This is a genomic window from Pseudarthrobacter sp. TAF60_1 (assembly GCF_052113505.1).
Classification (GTDB): domain Bacteria; phylum Actinomycetota; class Actinomycetes; order Actinomycetales; family Micrococcaceae; genus Arthrobacter.
Genome location: NZ_JBFRDI010000009.1, coordinates 114856 through 131618 on the forward strand (window position 1 = coordinate 114856; position 16763 = coordinate 131618).

General features: G+C 65.8%; 15 protein-coding genes and 3 tRNA genes. 5 read left to right on the top strand and 13 right to left on the bottom strand.

The window, feature by feature from the left end; translation table 11 throughout:
• Nucleotides 1-9 precede the first annotated feature (9 nt).
• From AB4Y73_RS12320 to AB4Y73_RS12340, 5 genes are all read right to left on the bottom strand, one after another.
• Nucleotides 10-83 (bottom strand) — tRNA-Ile (locus tag AB4Y73_RS12320).
• Between the two features lie 159 nt (nt 84-242).
• Nucleotides 243-1439: a glycosyltransferase gene (locus AB4Y73_RS12325; RefSeq protein ID WP_441871932.1), complete on the bottom strand. Its 1197-nt coding sequence runs from the start codon at nt 1437-1439 to the stop codon at nt 243-245.
• Nucleotides 1440-1607: 168 nt separating this feature from the next.
• A complete protein-coding gene (locus AB4Y73_RS12330) occupies nt 1608-2516 on the bottom strand; it encodes a DMT family transporter (RefSeq protein WP_441871934.1) in 909 nt (302 codons plus the stop codon).
• Entirely contained in the window at nt 2516-3169 is a 654-nt protein-coding gene (locus tag AB4Y73_RS12335; RefSeq protein WP_441871936.1) for a CDP-alcohol phosphatidyltransferase family protein, read from the bottom strand. Before AB4Y73_RS12335 ends, AB4Y73_RS12330 begins: the two co-directional genes overlap by 1 nt.
• Before the next feature lie 68 nt (nt 3170-3237).
• A complete protein-coding gene (locus AB4Y73_RS12340; protein ID WP_441871938.1) occupies nt 3238-4092 on the bottom strand; it encodes a phage holin family protein in 855 nt (284 codons plus the stop codon).
• Between the two features lie 177 nt (nt 4093-4269).
• On the opposite strand from AB4Y73_RS12340, the gene AB4Y73_RS12345 reads away from it, so the two are divergent.
• The 3 genes from AB4Y73_RS12345 (at nt 4270) to AB4Y73_RS12355 (ending at nt 6140) form a co-directional block, all read left to right on the top strand.
• Nucleotides 4270-5493, top strand: a complete 1224-nt coding sequence (locus tag AB4Y73_RS12345) for a multidrug effflux MFS transporter (protein ID WP_441871940.1) — start codon at nt 4270-4272, stop codon at nt 5491-5493.
• Entirely contained in the window at nt 5490-5669 is a 180-nt protein-coding gene (locus tag AB4Y73_RS12350) for a glycine zipper 2TM domain-containing protein (protein WP_441871942.1), read from the top strand. Before AB4Y73_RS12345 ends, AB4Y73_RS12350 begins: the two co-directional genes overlap by 4 nt.
• A gap of 63 nt (nt 5670-5732) precedes the next feature.
• Nucleotides 5733-6140, top strand: coding sequence for a hypothetical protein (locus AB4Y73_RS12355; RefSeq protein ID WP_441871944.1), 408 nt, complete (start codon nt 5733-5735; stop codon nt 6138-6140).
• Nucleotides 6141-6191: 51 nt separating this feature from the next.
• Here AB4Y73_RS12355 and AB4Y73_RS12360 read toward each other — a convergent pair.
• The 6 genes from AB4Y73_RS12360 to AB4Y73_RS12385 all read right to left on the bottom strand — a co-directional run bounded on the left by AB4Y73_RS12360 (nt 6192) and on the right by AB4Y73_RS12385 (nt 12490).
• Nucleotides 6192-6264, bottom strand: a tRNA-Asn gene (locus tag AB4Y73_RS12360).
• Between the two features lie 125 nt (nt 6265-6389).
• Nucleotides 6390-6462 (bottom strand) — tRNA-Asn (locus AB4Y73_RS12365).
• Between the two features lie 93 nt (nt 6463-6555).
• Complete coding sequence (gene dnaG, locus AB4Y73_RS12370) at nt 6556-8481, bottom strand: DNA primase (RefSeq protein ID WP_441871946.1); 1926 nt, start codon at nt 8479-8481, stop codon at nt 6556-6558.
• Between the two features lie 16 nt (nt 8482-8497).
• A complete protein-coding gene (locus tag AB4Y73_RS12375; RefSeq protein ID WP_441871948.1) occupies nt 8498-9796 on the bottom strand; it encodes a deoxyguanosinetriphosphate triphosphohydrolase in 1299 nt (432 codons plus the stop codon).
• Complete coding sequence (gene dusB, locus AB4Y73_RS12380; RefSeq protein WP_441871950.1) at nt 9780-10958, bottom strand: tRNA dihydrouridine synthase DusB; 1179 nt, start codon at nt 10956-10958, stop codon at nt 9780-9782. The genes AB4Y73_RS12375 and dusB overlap by 17 nt, the downstream gene beginning before the upstream one ends.
• Before the next feature lie 53 nt (nt 10959-11011).
• Complete coding sequence (locus tag AB4Y73_RS12385; RefSeq protein WP_441871951.1) at nt 11012-12490, bottom strand: YibE/F family protein; 1479 nt, start codon at nt 12488-12490, stop codon at nt 11012-11014.
• 81 nt (nt 12491-12571) lie between these two features.
• Here AB4Y73_RS12385 and AB4Y73_RS12390 point away from each other — a divergent pair, with 81 nt between their 5' ends.
• Together AB4Y73_RS12390 and AB4Y73_RS12395 are read left to right on the top strand one after the other, a co-directional pair.
• Nucleotides 12572-13324, top strand: a complete 753-nt coding sequence (locus AB4Y73_RS12390; RefSeq protein WP_441871953.1) for an alpha/beta hydrolase — start codon at nt 12572-12574, stop codon at nt 13322-13324.
• Nucleotides 13321-14136, top strand: a complete 816-nt coding sequence (locus tag AB4Y73_RS12395; protein ID WP_441871955.1) for a DUF1295 domain-containing protein — start codon at nt 13321-13323, stop codon at nt 14134-14136. Before AB4Y73_RS12390 ends, AB4Y73_RS12395 begins: the two co-directional genes overlap by 4 nt.
• Nucleotides 14137-14240: 104 nt before the next feature.
• Here the strand turns inward: AB4Y73_RS12395 and AB4Y73_RS12400 are convergent, their stop codons facing one another.
• Both AB4Y73_RS12400 and AB4Y73_RS12405 read right to left on the bottom strand, forming a co-directional pair.
• Nucleotides 14241-15263 (bottom strand): GNAT family N-acetyltransferase, encoded by a 1023-nt coding sequence (locus AB4Y73_RS12400; protein ID WP_441871957.1) that lies wholly within the window; start codon nt 15261-15263, stop codon nt 14241-14243.
• Between the two features lie 2 nt (nt 15264-15265).
• On the bottom strand, nt 15266-16651 hold the full coding sequence (locus AB4Y73_RS12405; RefSeq protein ID WP_441871959.1) for a glycine--tRNA ligase: 1386 nt from the start codon (nt 16649-16651) through the stop codon (nt 15266-15268).
• Between the last annotated feature and the right edge of the window lie 112 nt (nt 16652-16763).

The window sequence follows — 16763 nt, forward strand, 5'->3', positions numbered from 1 at the left end:
TTCACACGGTAGGGCTACTCGGACTTGAACCGAGGACCTTAGGATTATGAGTCCCGCGCTCTAACCAGCTGAGCTATAGCCCCGCGCCCCGGCCGACCTGGTCCGCTAAGGACTTTGGTTTCAGCAGGGCAAAAACACTCTAGCAAACCGGGACGCTACCTCAGGCCACGGCGGCCGTCCGCCCGCGGCAATGCGGCCGGCGGGCAGCGCGCCGGGACTCTGCATGGATGTCCTGACCGACCTCAGACCACTTTGTCTTCGAAGCTTGCGCCGCGGTACAGGTCCTCAAAGGTTTGCAGGGTGCCCTCGATGCTGTGCGGTTCCACCATCCGCCTGCTGGCCTGGCCCATCGCGATGCGCTCCTCGGCAGGCAGTTCCAGGATGCGGGTGATTTTCTTCGCGAGGTCGTCGCTGTCGTTGGGGGTGAACAGATACCCGTTCTCGCCGTCGCGCACCAAGTGCGGGAGCGCCATGGCGTCCGCGAGCACGACCGGCGTCGAGGCGGACATGGCTTCAAGCGTTACCAGGGACTGCAGTTCGGCGGTGCCCGGCATGCAGAACAGGTCAGCCTTGATGTACGCCTCCCGGAGGTCCTCGTCACTGGCCAGTCCCAGGAATTTAACCCGGTCCTCGAGGCCAAGCCGTTTTGCCTGGGCTTCCAGGGCCGGGCGGACTTCCCCGCCGCCGACGATCTCCAGATGGACATTGAGCTCTGGCGGGGTCTTGGACACGGCGTTGATGAGGACGTCAACGTGCTTTTCCTCTGCCAGCCGGCCGGCAAAAACCACCGTCGGGTTCGGGTGCCGTTCGATGACTTCACCGGGCTGCAACTCGTAGGCAGCCGAATCGATGCCGTTGGATAGGGGCAACACCTTGCGGAGGAAGGCGTGCTGGTGCATGGCCTTGGCAGCCAGGGGGGTAGGCGTGGTGACGACGTCGGCCTGGCCCATGACTTTACCCATGTCCTTCCAGGAGATCTTGCCGATGATGTCCTTGAGCCACTGCGGGAACGGCAGGAAGGGGTTGAGGTTCTCCGGCATGAAGTGGTTGGTGGCCACAATCCTGACGCCACGCTTCACGGCTTCATACAGGACGTGTTCGCCAATCATGTAGTGGCTCTGGATATGCACCACGTCGGGCTTGACCCGGTCGAAGAGGAGGCTGATCTCTTTTTTGATCTCCCACGGGAAGCAGATGCGGAAGTACTCGTGAGTGAAGACGCCGTGCGAGCGGAGCCGGTGGACAGTTGCCTCGGAACGGAACTCGGTGAAGCTCGCTCCATTGTCCGCGCGGCAGGCCAGCACATTCACGTTATGGCCGCGGCCGGTCATGCCCTTCGCCAGGCGGTAACTGAACTGGGCGGCTCCATTGACGTGGGGCGGATACGTGTCCGCGGCTATCAGGATGGTCAGGGGACGCTGGTCTGCGGGCGTTGTCACGTGAAGAGCTCCTGAAGGTCACGGTGCGCAGCTGACGCTGAAAGCACCGGGTGGCCGCCGGCGCCGTAGCGCGGGGCCTCTTGGAATCGGCTGGGTAGGAATCGGCTAGGTGGAAAATCGGCGGGTGGAAATGTCTGGTGATGGAGAAGGACTCGTCGGGCCACCAGGCTAGTGGGACGCCCTGCCGGCTGCCTTCCGCGCATCCTTCTTGCGCTTCGTGACCTCGGGGTGGTGCCTGGAGAGGGCTATCACCCCCACGATAGCAAGGGAAGCTGCCGTACCCATTCCAATCGCCATCACGGCGTGGACGTCAGGGCGCAATTCGCCGAGGATCACGATGCCAATGGCAATCCCGACCATGGGATCCACGACTGTCAGGCCGGCGATGACCAGGTCCGGCGGCCCGCCAGAATAGGCGCTTTGCACAAACCAGGAACCGAGGCCGCCCGCTGCCGCAATGGCCACCACCGAGTACCACTGGACATTGAGCAGGAACAGCCCGTTCGGATCCAGCAGGTGTTTGCCGATGATTCGAGTCAGCACCGCCACAAAGCCGAAAAGGACACCGGCACCGAGGATGTAGACAAATGCGCTCATCCGGTGCCGGAACATCGCTGCCAGGGTGCCGAACACGCCCACTGCCAACGCAAGCAGCAGCACGATGGTGAGCTCGTCCTCCTGGTTCACGTGGTGGTTCTCCTGCGTCACGTTCACGGCCAGGAGGACAAACAACGCCGAACCGGTCACGCAGGCCGCAATGGACACCATGGTGGCCCGGTTGATGGTGATGTCTTGGTCGCGCGCATTCACCACGGTAGTGATGACCAGTGCGATGGCCCCGATCGGCTGCACCACCGTCAGCGGCGCCGATACCAGAGCCACCGCGTTCATTCCCATCCCGAGGCACAGCAGGAGCAGCCCGAACATCCACCGCGGATTACGCAGCAGGCGGAGGAAGCCGTGTGAACTCAGCTGCAGACCGCCGGTGTCGGCCTTCACCGCACTCCCCTGCTTCTGCGCACCCAGGGCAAGGCAGAACGCCCCAAGCACCGCCAGCAGAACCGCCACCCACACCATCAGGCCGCGCCGCCGTCGTTCTCTTCGACGCCGTGCCGCACGGCGTCGTCATGTGGCTGCATTCTGCCCTTCCGCAGGATGGCCCAGAAGTAGTTGTAGGCGGCAATCCAATGGCCCACGAGGCCGAGGCCCAGGACAATCCAGGCTGCGATGAACAGCGGCCCGCCGAACGGGGAATCCAGTCGGGACAGCACCAGCAGGGGTGTGCCGAGCAGCAGGAGCCCGGTGCGGACTTTACCGACACGGCTCACGGGGAGATCCGGATGGCCGCGGAAAAAGAAGAGGGTCATGGCCAGGAGCACGGCGTCGGGCACCAGGAGGGCGGCCAGGTAGAGCCAATGGACGACGCCGGCGATCACCAGGGTGATCGCCACCGCGATCAGGGCAAGCCGGTCAGCCAGGGGGTCGATGACCCGGCCCAGTTTGGACGCCTGGTCGAACCGGCGTGCAACATAACCGTCTATCCAGTCGGAGCCGGCCATCACGGCCAGGACCACAACGGCAATGCCGTACTCCTTCTGTGCCAGTACCAGCCAGATGAACAGCGGCACGCCCATGAAGCGCAGCACCGTCAGGGCATTGGGGACGGTGAAGACGCGGTCGTGGTCGATCTGGGGGCGGTCGGGACGCGCACCAGCGCCGATGAACCTCACTCCGCTCCCCTCCTCCTAAAGCTCAGCGTGACCTTGGAACCAAGGCACAACGCTGACGTTGCGGTCAGTTACGGTTTGCTCAGCAGCCGGCGCAGCAACACCACAAAGATGGTGGCTGAGGCCGCGAGGGCCGCCAGGGGCTTCCAGCGGAGGTCGGCACCCGCCGTGGACTCTGACAATGCTGCGAATTTTTGGCCGGCCACGTTCGTGCCGTGCGCCAGCTTGGCCTTGCCGTCGCCCAGTTTTTCTTTGGCCGTGCCAACCAGGAAGTTGACCTGGGGTTTGACGTCCAACTCGGTGTCGAGCTCGTCCCGGACTTCGGCGATGTGCCGCCGCCGCTGTTCCAGCCGGCGGTGAAGCTCGGGCTCGGACGCGTGCGGGAACTCCACCTTCTGCGCCTCGGCTTTGGCTTCCTTCTCTGCTTTGGCCTTCGCCGCGGCCTCATCCTTGGCGGCCTTTGCGGCCTTTGCCTCGGCGCTCGTTGGATCAAGCAGGGCAGCGTTGAAGCCCGTGCCTTCCTTGGCGATCCCCAGATCGTATTTGATGCCCCGGATAGTCTCTTCCGGCATCAGCGGCATGGCCTTCTTAAGCTTGCGCACGCCGATCAGGCCCCCGATGAGGGCGATGATCAGGAACACCGCACAAACCAGCAGGGCCGCGAGCCAGGCCGGCATGATGGTGGCCAGGCCCATGATGGCGGCCACAATGAGGCCGACAACCAGGAAGGCCACGAAAACGAGGGCGACGGCGAGGAACGCTGCTGCTACCCCTACCTGGATGCCCTTGCGCTTGAGCTCTACCTTGGCGAAGGCGATTTCGTCGTTGAGTTGGCGGGGCGCGAGGCGAAAAAGTAGTTTCAGCGTTTTGGGCAGCGCGGTGATGCGCAGTCCCTGGCTGGTGCGCCCGGTGTGTCGTCCGCTCATCGGTTCCCGCCTTACATGTTGGATGGTCGATTCGGCTTCCGTGTTCTGCGGGAGCGTGCGCCAGCATGGTCCCGTCCCCAAAACTATCATTCAGCTTCCGGCCAAACTCCCGGGTGGGCCTCACGGCGCGCCTGTCACACCGAAAAGACGGACCGCCCGGGCCTAGGATTGGTCTCCGTGACCATTCCCCCCAATCCGGGCGACGCCCTGAGCCGCCGACGGAAACTGCTGTATATCCTCCTGCTCGGTGCCCTCACAGCTTTGGGACCGTTCACGATCGACCTCTACCTGCCGGCTTTCCCTGCCCTCGAGGCCAGCCTTGGCGTCTCGGAGGCACAGGTCCAGCTGACCCTGGCAGGCACCACCATCGGCTTTGCGTTGGGCCAACTGGTGGTGGGGCCCCTCAGCGACAAGTTTGGCCGGCGGCTCCCGCTGATCCTGGCCACCGCTATTCACATCGCTTCCTCCGTGGGGGCGGCGCTGTCCGGCGATATCGCCATGCTCGGTTTCTTCCGTGTCCTGATGGGCGTGGGTGCCGCCGGGGGCGGAGTGGTGGCCATGGCAATGGTGCGGGACCTGTTCTCCGGCTACGCCATGGTGAAGATGTTCTCCCGCATGGCCCTGGTGAACGGGCTGGCTCCGATCCTGGCTCCCGTCATCGGATCCCAGCTTCTCCTGGTGATGCCGTGGCCCGGCATTTTTGTGTTCCTGGCCTGCTACGGTGCCCTGGTGATCGTCGCATCACTTCTACTGGTCCAGGAAACCTTGCCGCCGGAGAACCGCGGCCGGTCCGGCATGACCGCGGGCCAGCGCTACAAGGCTCTCTTCACGGACCGGATATTCGTGGGCCTGCTGGTGGTGGGCGGGATGAACTTCGCCGGTCTCTTCACGTATCTGTCTGCCTCGCCGTTCCTGTTCCAGGACATCTTCGGGTTTTCCCCGCAGGAGTACGGCCTGCTTTTCGGCATCAACTCCCTGGGCATCGTGGCCGGCGTCCAGATCAGTTCAAGGCTCATCAGGCGCGTCCCGCCGCAGTGGATCCTCGCCTGCTCGACGGCCTGGATGTTCCTTATGGCATCGTTGATCGTAATTTTCGATCAGGCCGGCCTCGGCCTCTGGGGCGTGCTCGTTCCGCTCTGGTTCTACATCATGGGCACCGGCTTCACTTTCCCGTGCGTGCAGGTCCTGGCCCTGTCCAGCCACGGCGCGCAGGCCGGGACGGCGGCCTCCCTCCTGGGTGCTGCGACCTTCATGACGGCTGGGCTGATCTCGCCGGTGGTGGGCTGGCTGGGGATCAGCAGCGCCACTCCCATGGGCGCCGTCCAGGCCGCATGCATCCTGGCGGCGATCGCCGGGCTCTGGCTGATTGTCAGGCCCCGGACCGTGCCGGCGATCCAATGAGACGCAAACCGAACCGCAACCCCCGGGGGCTGTTCCTCGGGGCGGTGCTGGGCGCCGTCGCCGGCTACTTCCTGGGGCGGATGTTCGGCAATGGGGCCTTGGGCATCATCCTCGGCGCGCTGGCCGGCTCGGCGCTGCTTTACCGGGTCAACCCGGGCCCCTGGAACCGGCGGTGACAGCCGTGACGGCGCCGGGGCCGGCACCTGCCGCGGTGCACAGTCCCGCGATAAAATGATTCCGTGCCCAGCTGGCAGTATTCCTCGCCGCTCCCGGCCACATGGCAACGTTGCGACTCCGGCATCCTGCCACTGTGGTGGGACCGGCTGTGCGCCCAAACCGGCCAGCAGTCCGCGGCCCTCTATGCGGCCGGGCTCTTTACTGAAGACCGACGCCGGCCCATCGCCCAGTGGTTCAACCCCGCCTTCAACGCAGCCCTCCTGGTAGCCCCGGAGACATCCCCTGAATGGCCGGTGCAGCGCTTTGGCATCTTCTACGCACCGCCGGGCGACGGCTTCGCCCGCGTCCACTCAGCGCCGCACGAATGGCACCCCCGCGAACCCCGCGAGGCCCCCACCGAGCGGGATGCCTTCCTGGCGGCGATCGCGGAGGCCGAGCGTTTCCTCCAGGTGGAAATGGACTTCGTCTGAAAGCAAAAAGGCCCCGCCCTCACACGGAGGACGGGACGTTTTTGTTGTTTGCTCCTCCTGCTGGACTTGAACCAGCAACCCTTCGATTAACAGTCGAATGCTCTGCCAATTGAGCTAAGGAGGAATGAAGCAGGTATGACATTAGCAAAGGATTCCCGACAATGTGAAATCGGCTCCCGGGCGCGATGAAATACCCCTCCCCGGTATAGAAAAATCCCCGTTCCGGTGACCCGGAACGGGGATTGTGCGCTCCTCCTGCTGGACTTGAACCAGCAACCCTTCGATTAACAGTCGAATGCTCTGCCAATTGAGCTAAGGAGGAATGAAGCGGGTATCAGCCTAGCAAACCCACCGCAGGGAAGTGAAATCGGAGCGACATCAGGCGTGAAATCGGGCGCGTGGAACCGGCCGCACGCTAGGCGTCCGAGCGCAACGCCCGGCGCTCCATTTCCAGCATCATCAGCTCACGGTTGAGCCGCTGGAATTCGTCGGGACTGGCCGCGGGGTCCAGCCGCTGCAGCTGTCCCATCTTGTCCGCCTTAATGCGCGTGATCTGCAGTTCGAACAGCCGCGCCAGGATGTCCCTGCAGTACTTCTGAACCGCTTCGGCGGTGCTGGCCGGCAGCGGCACCACGGCGAGTTCGGATACCAGCGGACGGAGGGGTTCCGGGACTTCATGCATTATCTGCTCCACCCAGCGCACCGGCTCACCGATCAGACCGGGGCCGGAGGCGCGCATGGCGTCGTGAACGGCCTGGAATGCGGGCGTCACGAACCGCGCAGCAGAGAAACGCTCCCAGATGCCGCCGCCCAGGAGCGCGGGCTCCTGCAGCGCCACCTCCAGCGCCTGCCGCTCCATGGACGCCACGGGGTCCCGTGGATCGGGGCGGTGGTAGGAAGGGACAGCGCCCGACGCCGGTCCGGCAGCAACGCCGGGTCCGCCGGGCTGGGTGCCGCGCACCGGACCGGAGGCACCGGGTGGTGTTCCCGCGGACGAGGGTGCGCCGCTGCCGTCACGTTTCATGGCGACGGCGACGGCCCGGCTGACCTCCTCCACCGCCATGCCGAGCCAGCCGGCCAGTTGACGTGCGTAGCCGGGCCTGATGGCGGCATCGCGGATCTGGCCCACCACCGGAGCGGCTTCGCGCAGCGCCGCCACGCGGCCCTCCACAGTGTCCAGGTTGTGGCGCTTGAGCGTGGCTTTGATGGCGAATTCAAAGAGCGGGCGCCGGCTGTTGATCAGGTCCCTGACGGCGGCGTCGCCCTTGGTCTGGCGGAGGTCGCAGGGGTCAGCGCCGGTGGGGTCAACGGCCACATAGTTCTGTGCCACGAAGCGCTGGTCCTCCTCGAAGGCGCGCAGCGCGGCCTTCTGCCCGGCGGCGTCGCCGTCGAAGGTGAAGATGACCTCTCCCCCGGTGCCGTCGTCGGACAGCAGCCTGCGGGCGATCTTGATGTGTTCGGTGCCGAACGCAGTTCCGCAGGTGGCCACCGCCGTCGGGATTCCGGCGAGGTGGCAGGCCATCACGTCCGTGTAGCCTTCCACCACCACCAGTTGGCGGTCCTTGGCGACGTGCTTCTTGGCGAGGTCGATCCCGTAGAGCACCTGCGATTTCTTGTAGAGCGTGGTTTCGGGGGTGTTGAGGTACTTGGGGCCCTGATCGTCCTCGTAGAGTTTCCTGGCGCCGAAGCCGATGGTGTCGCCGGAGATGTCGCGGATGGGCCAGATGAGCCTGCCACGGAACCGGTCGTAGATCCCCCGGTTGCCTTCGGAGAACATTCCGGTGAGCTTGAGTTCGGCGTCCGTGAAGCCCCGTCCGCGGAGATGTTTCAGGAGGGCATCCCAGCCCTGTGGCGCGTAACCAACGCCGAACTGCTCGGAGGCAACCCGATCAAAGCCGCGGTTGTACAGGAAGTTCCGGCCCTCGGCGGCGCCCGGCGTCAGCAGTTGGGCGCGGAAGAACTCGTCGGCGATCTTGTGGGCGTCCAGGAGGCGCTGCCGCTTGCCCACCTCTTCGCGGCTGGGGCCGGTGCCGCCGTCCTCGTAGCGCAGCTCGTAACCGATGCGGGCGGCCAGCTTTTCCACTGCCTCGTGGAAGGACGTGTGGTCCTGTTTCTGGACGAAGGCGATGACGTCGCCGTCTTCGCCGCAGCCAAAGCAGTGGTACCTGCCCACCTGGGGCCGGACGGTGAACGACGGCGAGCGCTCGTCGTGGAAAGGGCACAGTCCCTTGTAGGTTCCCAGCCCGGCACCCTTGAGCGTGACGTAGCCGTCAACCACTTCCTTGATGTCCGTGCGCTGGCGTACTTCGTCAATATCTTCACGTTTGATCAGGCCAGCCACAGAGCCATCCTAGTCCTCACCAAAGCGACGGCAGGCTCCCCACGAGCCGTTCGTACATGGCCAGCGCCGAGCCGTCGGTCAGCGACGCCACCTGGTCGATGACCACCCTGAGCCGTGCGCCGTCGTCGGCCGCGTCCCGCCAGTCGGCCGCGAACATCGGCTCCAGGTTGCGGTCCCCCGTGGCATTGAGGGCGGTGACCAGCGCGTGCAGGACTTCGCGCTGGCGTTCGTAGATGGGCTGCCGGTGTTCGGTGGTCATCACGAAAGTGGTGGCCAGTCCCTTCATCACCGCGATCTCCATCACCGTCTCGTCCGGGACCATCAGCTCGGCGTTGTAGCGGGTGAGGTTTTCCGGGCCGTAGAGGGCGCGGGTGGTTTCCAGGGCGCTCTGGCAGAACCGGCCGATCAGCTGGCTGGTCATGTTCTTCAGGGCAGCCATGGATTTGCGGCTGCCGTCGGCTTCGCGGACCCAGACGTCCGTGGCCTCGAGCCGGGCCAGGGCAGCGTCGATGGCGGCCGGGTCATTGTGCGGGAGATACCACTGCTTGGCGTAGCCCACCACCCGGGCGCGGTGGTCCGGGTTGTCCATCCAGCGCAGCTGGAAGTGGCCTGCCACGATCGCGTCTTCGACGTCGTGCACCGAATAGGAAATGTCGTCTGCCAGGTCCATGACTTGGGCCTCGAGGCAGGACCGGCGCGCCGGGGCGCCTTCGCGGATCCAGTTGAAGATGGGGAGGTCGTCCTCGTAGGCGCCGAACTTGCTGGTGCGCTGCCCGTGGATCACCGGGGCGTCCAGGGCTGACCAGGGGTATTTCGACGCCGCGTCCAGGCTGGCGCGCGTGAGGTTGAGTCCTGCGGGGCGCCCGTCGGTGGCCAGCACCTTGGGTTCCAGGCGCGTCAGCAGGCGGAGCGTCTGGGCGTTGCCTTCGAAACCGCCGATCGCGTGTGCCACCTCGTTGAGGGCGGATTCCCCGTTGTGTCCGAACGGCGGGTGTCCCAGGTCGTGGCTGAGGCACGCGGTATCCACCACATCCGGATCGCAGCCCAGGGCACGGCCCAGTTCCCTGCCGACCTGGGCCACTTCGAGGCTGTGGGTCAATCGGGTGCGAACGAAGTCGTCGGTATCCGGAGCCACCACCTGGGTTTTGGCGCCAAGCCTGCGGAGCGCTGAGGAATGCAGCACGCGGGCGCGGTCACGCTCAAAGTCGGACCGGTAGGTGCTCTTGGACGGTTCCTCCACCCAGCGGGCTGAGTCCTGGGCCTCGTAGCCGGCGAGGACCGGTGCCGTGGTGCGGGTTTCAGCCACCGGAGACATCCAACTCGGCGGCCGAGATGTCCTTGGACTGGGCATCGTTCAGGGCCCGGGATTCCAGCCAGTCTTTCGGCAGCGCGGGCTTCTTGGGGGAACCCGCCCGGCCGCGCGGGCCTTCGGCGTCCACACCCGGGTAGGGCGAATCCAGATCCAGCTGGTTGAGGGTCTCCCGGAGGACCTCCAGGCTGGTCACGAGGGCCAGTTTGGTCCGCAGTTCGCCGCCCACCACGTAGCCCTTGAAGTACCAGGCGATGTGCTTGCGGATTTCACGCAGCGCCTTGCCCTCATCGCCGAACGTTTCGACCATCAGTTCGGCGTGCCGGTAGACGCTGTCCGCCACCTTGCGTACGTCCGGCCGGTGCCGTACATCGCTCCCCTCGAAGGCAGCCATCAGGTCACCGAACAGCCAGGGGCGCCCCTGGCAGCCGCGGCCCACCACCACGCCGTCCACTCCGGTTTCCTGGACCATACGAACGGCGTCCTCGGCGGACCAGATGTCCCCGTTGCCCAGGACCGGGATATCGGGCAAGGTCTCGCGGAGCCGGGCGATCGCGGACCAGTCGGCCTGGCCCGAGTAGAACTGTGCGGCTGTCCTGCCGTGAAGCGCGACGGCGGCAACACCGGAGTCGCGCGCAATCCGGCCTGCGTCGAGGTACGTCAGGTGTTCGTCGTCGATGCCCTTGCGCATTTTGATGGTGAGCGGGACGTTGCCCTTGGAGGCCTCCTTGACCGCCGTCTGGACGATGGAGGTGAACAGGTCGATTTTCCAGGGCAGGGCGGAGCCGCCGCCGCGCCGGGTCACCTTCGGGACGGGGCAGCCGAAGTTCAGGTCGATGTGGTCTGCCCGGTCCTCGTCCACCAGCATCCGCACCGCCTGGCCGACGGTGACGGGGTCCACTCCGTAGAGCTGGACGGAGCGGACCTTTTCGTCGTCGTCGTGCGAGATGATCCGCAGCGATTCGGGGGTGCGTTCAACGAGGGCACGTGAGGTGACCATCTCCGCCACGTACAGGCCGCCACCGTATTCACGGCACAAACGACGGAAAGCGGAGTTGGTGATTCCCGCCATGGGAGCCAGGATCACGGGGGTGTCCACCGTGATGTTGCCCAGCTTCAGGGGCGGGAGTTCCAGCTTGGGGGCGGGAGGCGTTGCGGTAACAGTCACCCGTCCATTGTCGCAAAGGCGGGCAAATCGGCGGGAATCGGCCTGGGGCCCGCTCAGCCGCGGTCCGCGCGGCGGCCCCGCCGGGTCTCCGGCAGCGCACCCGACCCCGGATTCTCCGGCCCGCCCGGCTCCGCGACTGCCAGCGTTGCACGCCGGGACCGGCCAGCCTCGGCTGCCGCTGACAGCGCACCCGTATCGCCGACGTCGTCCGGGTTGATGACCGGGGCCCGCCGTTCCAGGGCTCCCCCGGATCCGCCCTCCGGCCGGGCTACCGGCCGGACGCCTGTGGCCTTGACCACCAGCACGGCGATCAGGGTGGTCACCGGAATGGCGAGCACCAGCCCGATGGAGCCGACGAGCGTGCGGATGACCTCCTCGGAAAGCTCCGCGCTGGTCAGGGTGTCGCCCAGCGGCCGGTTGTAGAGCATCACGATGATGAGGATGGGCAGGGCCGCGCCGGCGTAGGCGAACGCGATGGTGTAGACCGTGGAAGCGATGTGGTCGCGGCCGATCCGCATTGCGGACGTGAACAGTTTTCGCGCGCTTGTGCCCGGCGCCAACTCGTAGAGTTCCCAGACGGCGGACGACTGGGTGATGGTCACGTCATTCAGGACACCCAGGCCCGAGATGATCAGTCCGCACAGGATCACCCCGGAAATGGAGATGTTGGCCGAGGTATTGATCAGGGTGGTGGCGTCATGGCTGCCCACACCGGCGAGGTTGGCGGCGTCGGTGGCCCAGGCAGCCAGCAGCGCGGTGATGCCCAGCCCGAACATGGTGCCCAGCAGCGCCGTGGATGTCCGGGCAGAGAAGCCGTGGGCAAAATACAGGACTCCGATCATGATCACCGTTGACCCCACCAGAGCAAGCAGCAACGGCGACTTCCCCTCCACAAGCCCGGGCAGCATAAACCCGGCCAGGACAAAGTAGGCGCCCACCAGTCCCAGGAGTGCCCGCAACCCGCGCCAGCGCGCCACCGTGATGACCACCAGCGCGTAGAGCAGCGCCAGCATCACGATGGGCAGGGTCCGTACGAAGTCGACAAAAATGTACGCCGGCGATCCCTGCGACGCCGCGGCGCCCGGGGCATTTGAAAGGTTCAGGTAGCGGATCTGGTCCCCCGGCTTCACACCGTGGGATTTTGCCACCTCCGGGTTGATGACCACCTTGACCGGGCTGCCGCCCTGGTCAGGCTGGGTGAAGGCGAACATGCATTCTGAACCCTTCGGGGCGGGCTGGCCGGTGGTATCGGAGGGAACACCCGCCGGCGAGCCCTGCATGCAGCTTTCTTCCACCACGCTCTGGATCTTGCCGGTATCGAAGGTAACTCCGGGCGCGGCTGAGTACGGGCTGGCCAGGGAGATGCCCTCCTTGGACCCGGACGGCCACAGCATGGCCATGCCTGCCAGGGTCAGCAGCGTCAGCGGCACAAGGATGGCGGCAAGGATACGGTTCGCCTTCCGGCGGGCGGCAATCGCTTCCGCAGTTGGCTCCGAATGACCTGTTGAAGCGTGGGAGTGACCGGATCCCATCAGCAGCTAATCCTCATACCTTGAACTCTACGTCCGGCAGCTTAGGGTTGATAATTGGTAGGAAGCGGGAAGGACTCAGGCATGACGGACCGCAGCACCGAACGCAGCGCCACACACCCGGCCGGGTCAGCACGAGGCATGCAGCAGGCGTCGCTTACAGTACTGGAAGCCGCCGGCCCCACGAAGGGCGTGGCACTCGTGCTGCATGGCGGCAAAGCCCACAGCTATGAGCCGGTGGAAGCGCGGCAACTCAGTCCGCTGCGGATGCTGCCGTTCGCGCGCCACCTGCACCGTGCCGGAAAAGACTATGGTCTGGCTGTCTGGTCGCTGCGGAACAGTGTGCGGGGCTGGAACGGACAGGCCATGTCGGCGCTCCACGACGCCCGCTGGGCCCTGCAGCAGATCAGCGAACAGCACCCCGGCGTTCCCGTGTACTTGGTGGGCCACTCCATGGGTGGCCTCACCGCCGTCTGCGCAGCCGACGACGCGCAGGTGGAAGCTGTGGTGGCCCTGGCCCCGTGGCTCGGTCCGGAGACGCCCGCCCAGCGCGTTGCCGGGCGCAAAATCCTGATCGTCCATGGCACGGGCGACCGGATGACCAGCCCGGCCCAGTCCCTGAAGTTTGCCCACCGCGCTGCCAGCACGGCCGCCTCCATGCAATACGTTTCGCTCAACGGCGCCGGCCACTTCATGATCCGCCGCGTCCGGCTATGGCACACCCTGGCCACAGGATTCGTGATGAAGTCCTTCGCCGAGCGCACCGGTTTCACCTACCCGGCATCCGACACGCTGGACCGCGTCCTGCCGGCGTCGGCCACCCAGGTCAGCCTGTGAGCCCTTTTCCCTGGCCGGAATTCGCCGCTTCGCTGCCATGGACGGCGCTGGCGGTGATAGTGGTGCTGGCGGTGACCTTTGCCGTGGCGGTCCGGCAGCGCAGGCATTCAGTGATGGATGTCGCCTGGGGTCCGGGGTTCGTGGCGGTGGCGGTGGTCTCCTGGTTCCTTTCGGCCGGGCACGGTGACGATATCCGGCGGCTGCTGCTGGTCCTGCTGACGGCGGTCTGGGGCCTCCGGCTCGGAATCCACATCGGATGGCGGGCGCGGGACGGGCATGAGGACCCGCGCTACAAGGAACTGTTGAAGACAGCGCCGGGGTCACGGAACGCCTATGCGCTGCGCCGCGTCTACCTGCCGCAGGGCCTGGTGATGTTCTTTGTGTCGCTGACGATCCAAGTGGGAATGTTCGCCACCGGGGCTCTCGGCTGGGTGGCACTCGTTGGCGTCTTCCTGTGGGTCACCGGATTCGTGTTCGAGACCGTGGGTGACTTGCAATTGTCCCAATTCAAGAAGGATCCGGCGCGGCGCGGAACCGTGCTGAATACCGGTCTGTGGCGGTACACCCGGCACCCGAACTACTTCGGTGATGCTGCTGTCTGGAGCGGGCTCTTCCTTATTGCGGCAGATTCCTGGCCCGGCATCCTCACGGTACTGTCGCCAGCCCTGATGGTCTGGACCCTCACGGCCAAGACCGGCAAGCCCCTCGCCGAGAAGGCCATGTCCGGCCGGCCCGGCTACCAGGAGTACCTGGAGACGACGTCGGGCTTCCTGCCACTGCCGCCGCGCCGGCGCAAGCCCGGAGGTTCCTGACCGGGCCCTGACCACGGCTCCAGGCTCACCCGTTAACTGGGTAGCGCCAAGTCGTTTTGAGCGTTCAAAACGACTTGGCGCTACTTACTTTGGGTTGGGAGCTGTCAGTCCGAGACAACCAGCGTGTCGGCACCCTGCTGGTGCGCCTTGCCGCTTTCCAGCAAGGGTTCGACGGCGGCCCGCAGCGCTGTCATTGAATCGTCCAGTTCCAGCATCACTGGGTGCTGGTACGCGAGGAGAGCCAGCAGGTCGCGGACCGCGGCGGCGGCGTCGTCGGCGTCCAGTGCGGGTTCGTGGCCCACAAAGACGTCCGTCGGCTGGGTTCCCTGGCCGGGAGCTGCCGGGTCCTGGGCCGGCTCAGCGTAGCTCACGGCAAAGGCCCGGATGCGGCCCTTCTTGCTGGGAGCAACACCCGCGCCAAAGGCGGACTCCGGCTCGGCCCGCAGCACAATCGCGCCATGGGCGCCGGTGAGGTCGTCCAGGAACAGCTTCTGCACCTGTCCCGCCGACAGGACACCGGGCGAATCCCAGCCATGGATGGACGTGTAATAGCGGCCCACAACATCTGTCAGCTCCACGGAGCCGGTAGCGAGGTCCATCACGACGTCCGAGCCGGCGTTTTCGTCATTCGCCGGCCCGCCGGCGCCGTTCCTGGCCGGGAAGACCGGCAGCTTCAGGGCGCCGGGCTCCACCACCACCAGCCGCGAGCGCTGGATGCTCCTCAGCCCGAACTCCTCGGCGAACGCGGCCCCCGGGGTTCCGGGCTGTACCTTGGCGCGCAGCTTGAAGACGCCCGACGGCGCCTGCTCGACTTCGCGGCGCAGCATGGTCAGGAGCGTGGCACCGATGCCGGAGCGCCGGTGGTCCCGCGCCACTTCGATGTAGGCCCACAGCCGCTCCGGGTGCAGGGAGGCCTCGTAGACCACGCCTGCCCCCACCGGGATCCCGACGCCGTCGATCACGTCTTCGGCCACGATGCAGCGGCGCCACGGGGTGCCGTCCGTCCCGCTCGAGGAAACGGTGAGGGCGCCGCGGAACTGGCGCGCCTGTTCGGTCTCCGGGCCGCCCCAGATTTCGAGCAGCGCAAGGTCGTCGCCGTCGCGCCATTCGCGGTATTCGATGGCCATGCTCAGGCGCCGATCAGGCGGGCGGCCAGGTAGCCTTCCACCTTGTCCAGGGAAACGCGTTCCTGGCTCATGGTGTCCCGCTCACGGATGGTCACGGCCTGGTCCTCGAGGGTGTCGAAGTCCACGGTGATGCAGAAGGGCGTGCCGATCTCATCCTGGCGGCGGTAGCGCCGGCCGATCGCGCCGGCGTCGTCGAAGTCGATGTTCCAGTTCTTGCGCAGCTGCGCGCCCAGGTCCTTGGCCTTCGGGGACAGGTCCTCGTTGCGGCTCAGCGGCAGCACTGCTGCCTTGACCGGCGCCAGCCGCGGGTCAAGCTTCAGGACGGTGCGGACGTCGACGCCGCCCTTGGCGTTGGGTGCCTCGTCTTCCGTGTAGGCGTCCACGAGGAAGGCCATGAAGGACCGGGTCAGGCCGGCGGCGGGCTCGATCACGTAGGGGGTGTAGCGCTCGTTGGTGGCCTGGTTGAAGTAGCTCAGGTCCTGGCCGGATGCCTTGGAGTGCGTGGAGAGGTCAAAGTCGGTGCGGTTGGCGATGCCTTCCAGCTCGCCCCACTCGGAGCCCTGGAACCCGAAGCGGTATTCGATGTCCGTGGTGCCCTTGGAGTAGTGGCTGAGCTTCTCCAGCGGGTGCTCAAAGAAGCGCAGGTTCTCCTCACGGATGCCCAGGCCCGTGTACCAGGACATGCGCTCCTTCATCCAGTACTTGTGCCACTCTTCGTCAGTGCCGGGCTCAACGAAGAATTCCATCTCCATCTGCTCGAACTCGCGGGTGCGGAAGATGAAGTTGCCCGGGGTGATCTCGTTACGGAAGGACTTGCCGATCTGGCCGATGCCGAAGGGCGGCTTCTTTCGCGAGGTGGTGAGCACGTTGCTGAAGTTCACAAAGATGCCCTGCGCGGTTTCGGGACGCAGGTAGTGCAGCCCTTCCTCACTGGCCACCGGGCCGAGGTAGGTCTTCAGGAGGCCGGAGAATTCCTGCGGTTCGGTCCATTCACCACGGGTGCCGCAGTTGGCGCAGGCAATGTCCTTCAGGCCGTTCTCGGCGGGGCGGCCCTTCTTTTCCTCGTACTCTTCCTCGAGGTGGTCGGCACGGTAGCGCTTGTGGCAGGAGAGGCATTCAACCAGCGGATCGGAGAAGACCTCCACGTGGCCGGATGCTTCCCATACCTGGCGGGGCAGGATGACGGAGGAGTCCAGGCCAACCACGTCTTCGCGGCCGCGGACCATGGACTGCCACCACTGGCGCTTGATGTTTTCCTTCAGCTCGGCACCCAGGGGCCCGTAATCCCAGGCCGAACGCGAACCGCCGTAGATCTCACCGGCCTGGAACACGAAACCCCTCCGCTTGGAGAGGGAGATGACCTGGTCGAGAACGGACTTTGGTGCCATGGTGGAACTCCAATTTCTACAGGGCCGCTGGGTGCGGTCCGCGGTTATTTTGGCCCTGGCGCACGGGTGTGCGATCCCGCTGGGGGCGGGCCGGGCAGACGAAGGAAGCAGG

Bases quoted from the DNA above. Each gene is read 5' to 3' on its own strand.
- AB4Y73_RS12390 (WP_441871953.1), top strand. From the start codon at position 12,572: ATGACGGACCGCAGCACCGAACGCAGCGCCACACACCCGGCCGGGTCA.
- AB4Y73_RS12385 (WP_441871951.1), bottom strand. From the start codon at position 12,490: ATGGGATCCGGTCACTCCCACGCTTCAACAGGTCATTCGGAGCCAACT.
- AB4Y73_RS12330 (WP_441871934.1), bottom strand. From the start codon at position 2,516: ATGGTGTGGGTGGCGGTTCTGCTGGCGGTGCTTGGGGCGTTCTGCCTT.
- AB4Y73_RS12400 (WP_441871957.1), bottom strand. From the start codon at position 15,263: ATGGCCATCGAATACCGCGAATGGCGCGACGGCGACGACCTTGCGCTG.
- AB4Y73_RS12340 (WP_441871938.1), bottom strand. From the start codon at position 4,092: ATGAGCGGACGACACACCGGGCGCACCAGCCAGGGACTGCGCATCACC.
- AB4Y73_RS12350 (WP_441871942.1), top strand. From the start codon at position 5,490: ATGAGACGCAAACCGAACCGCAACCCCCGGGGGCTGTTCCTCGGGGCG.
- AB4Y73_RS12375 (WP_441871948.1), bottom strand. From the start codon at position 9,796: ATGTCTCCGGTGGCTGAAACCCGCACCACGGCACCGGTCCTCGCCGGC.
- AB4Y73_RS12405 (WP_441871959.1), bottom strand. From the start codon at position 16,651: ATGGCACCAAAGTCCGTTCTCGACCAGGTCATCTCCCTCTCCAAGCGG.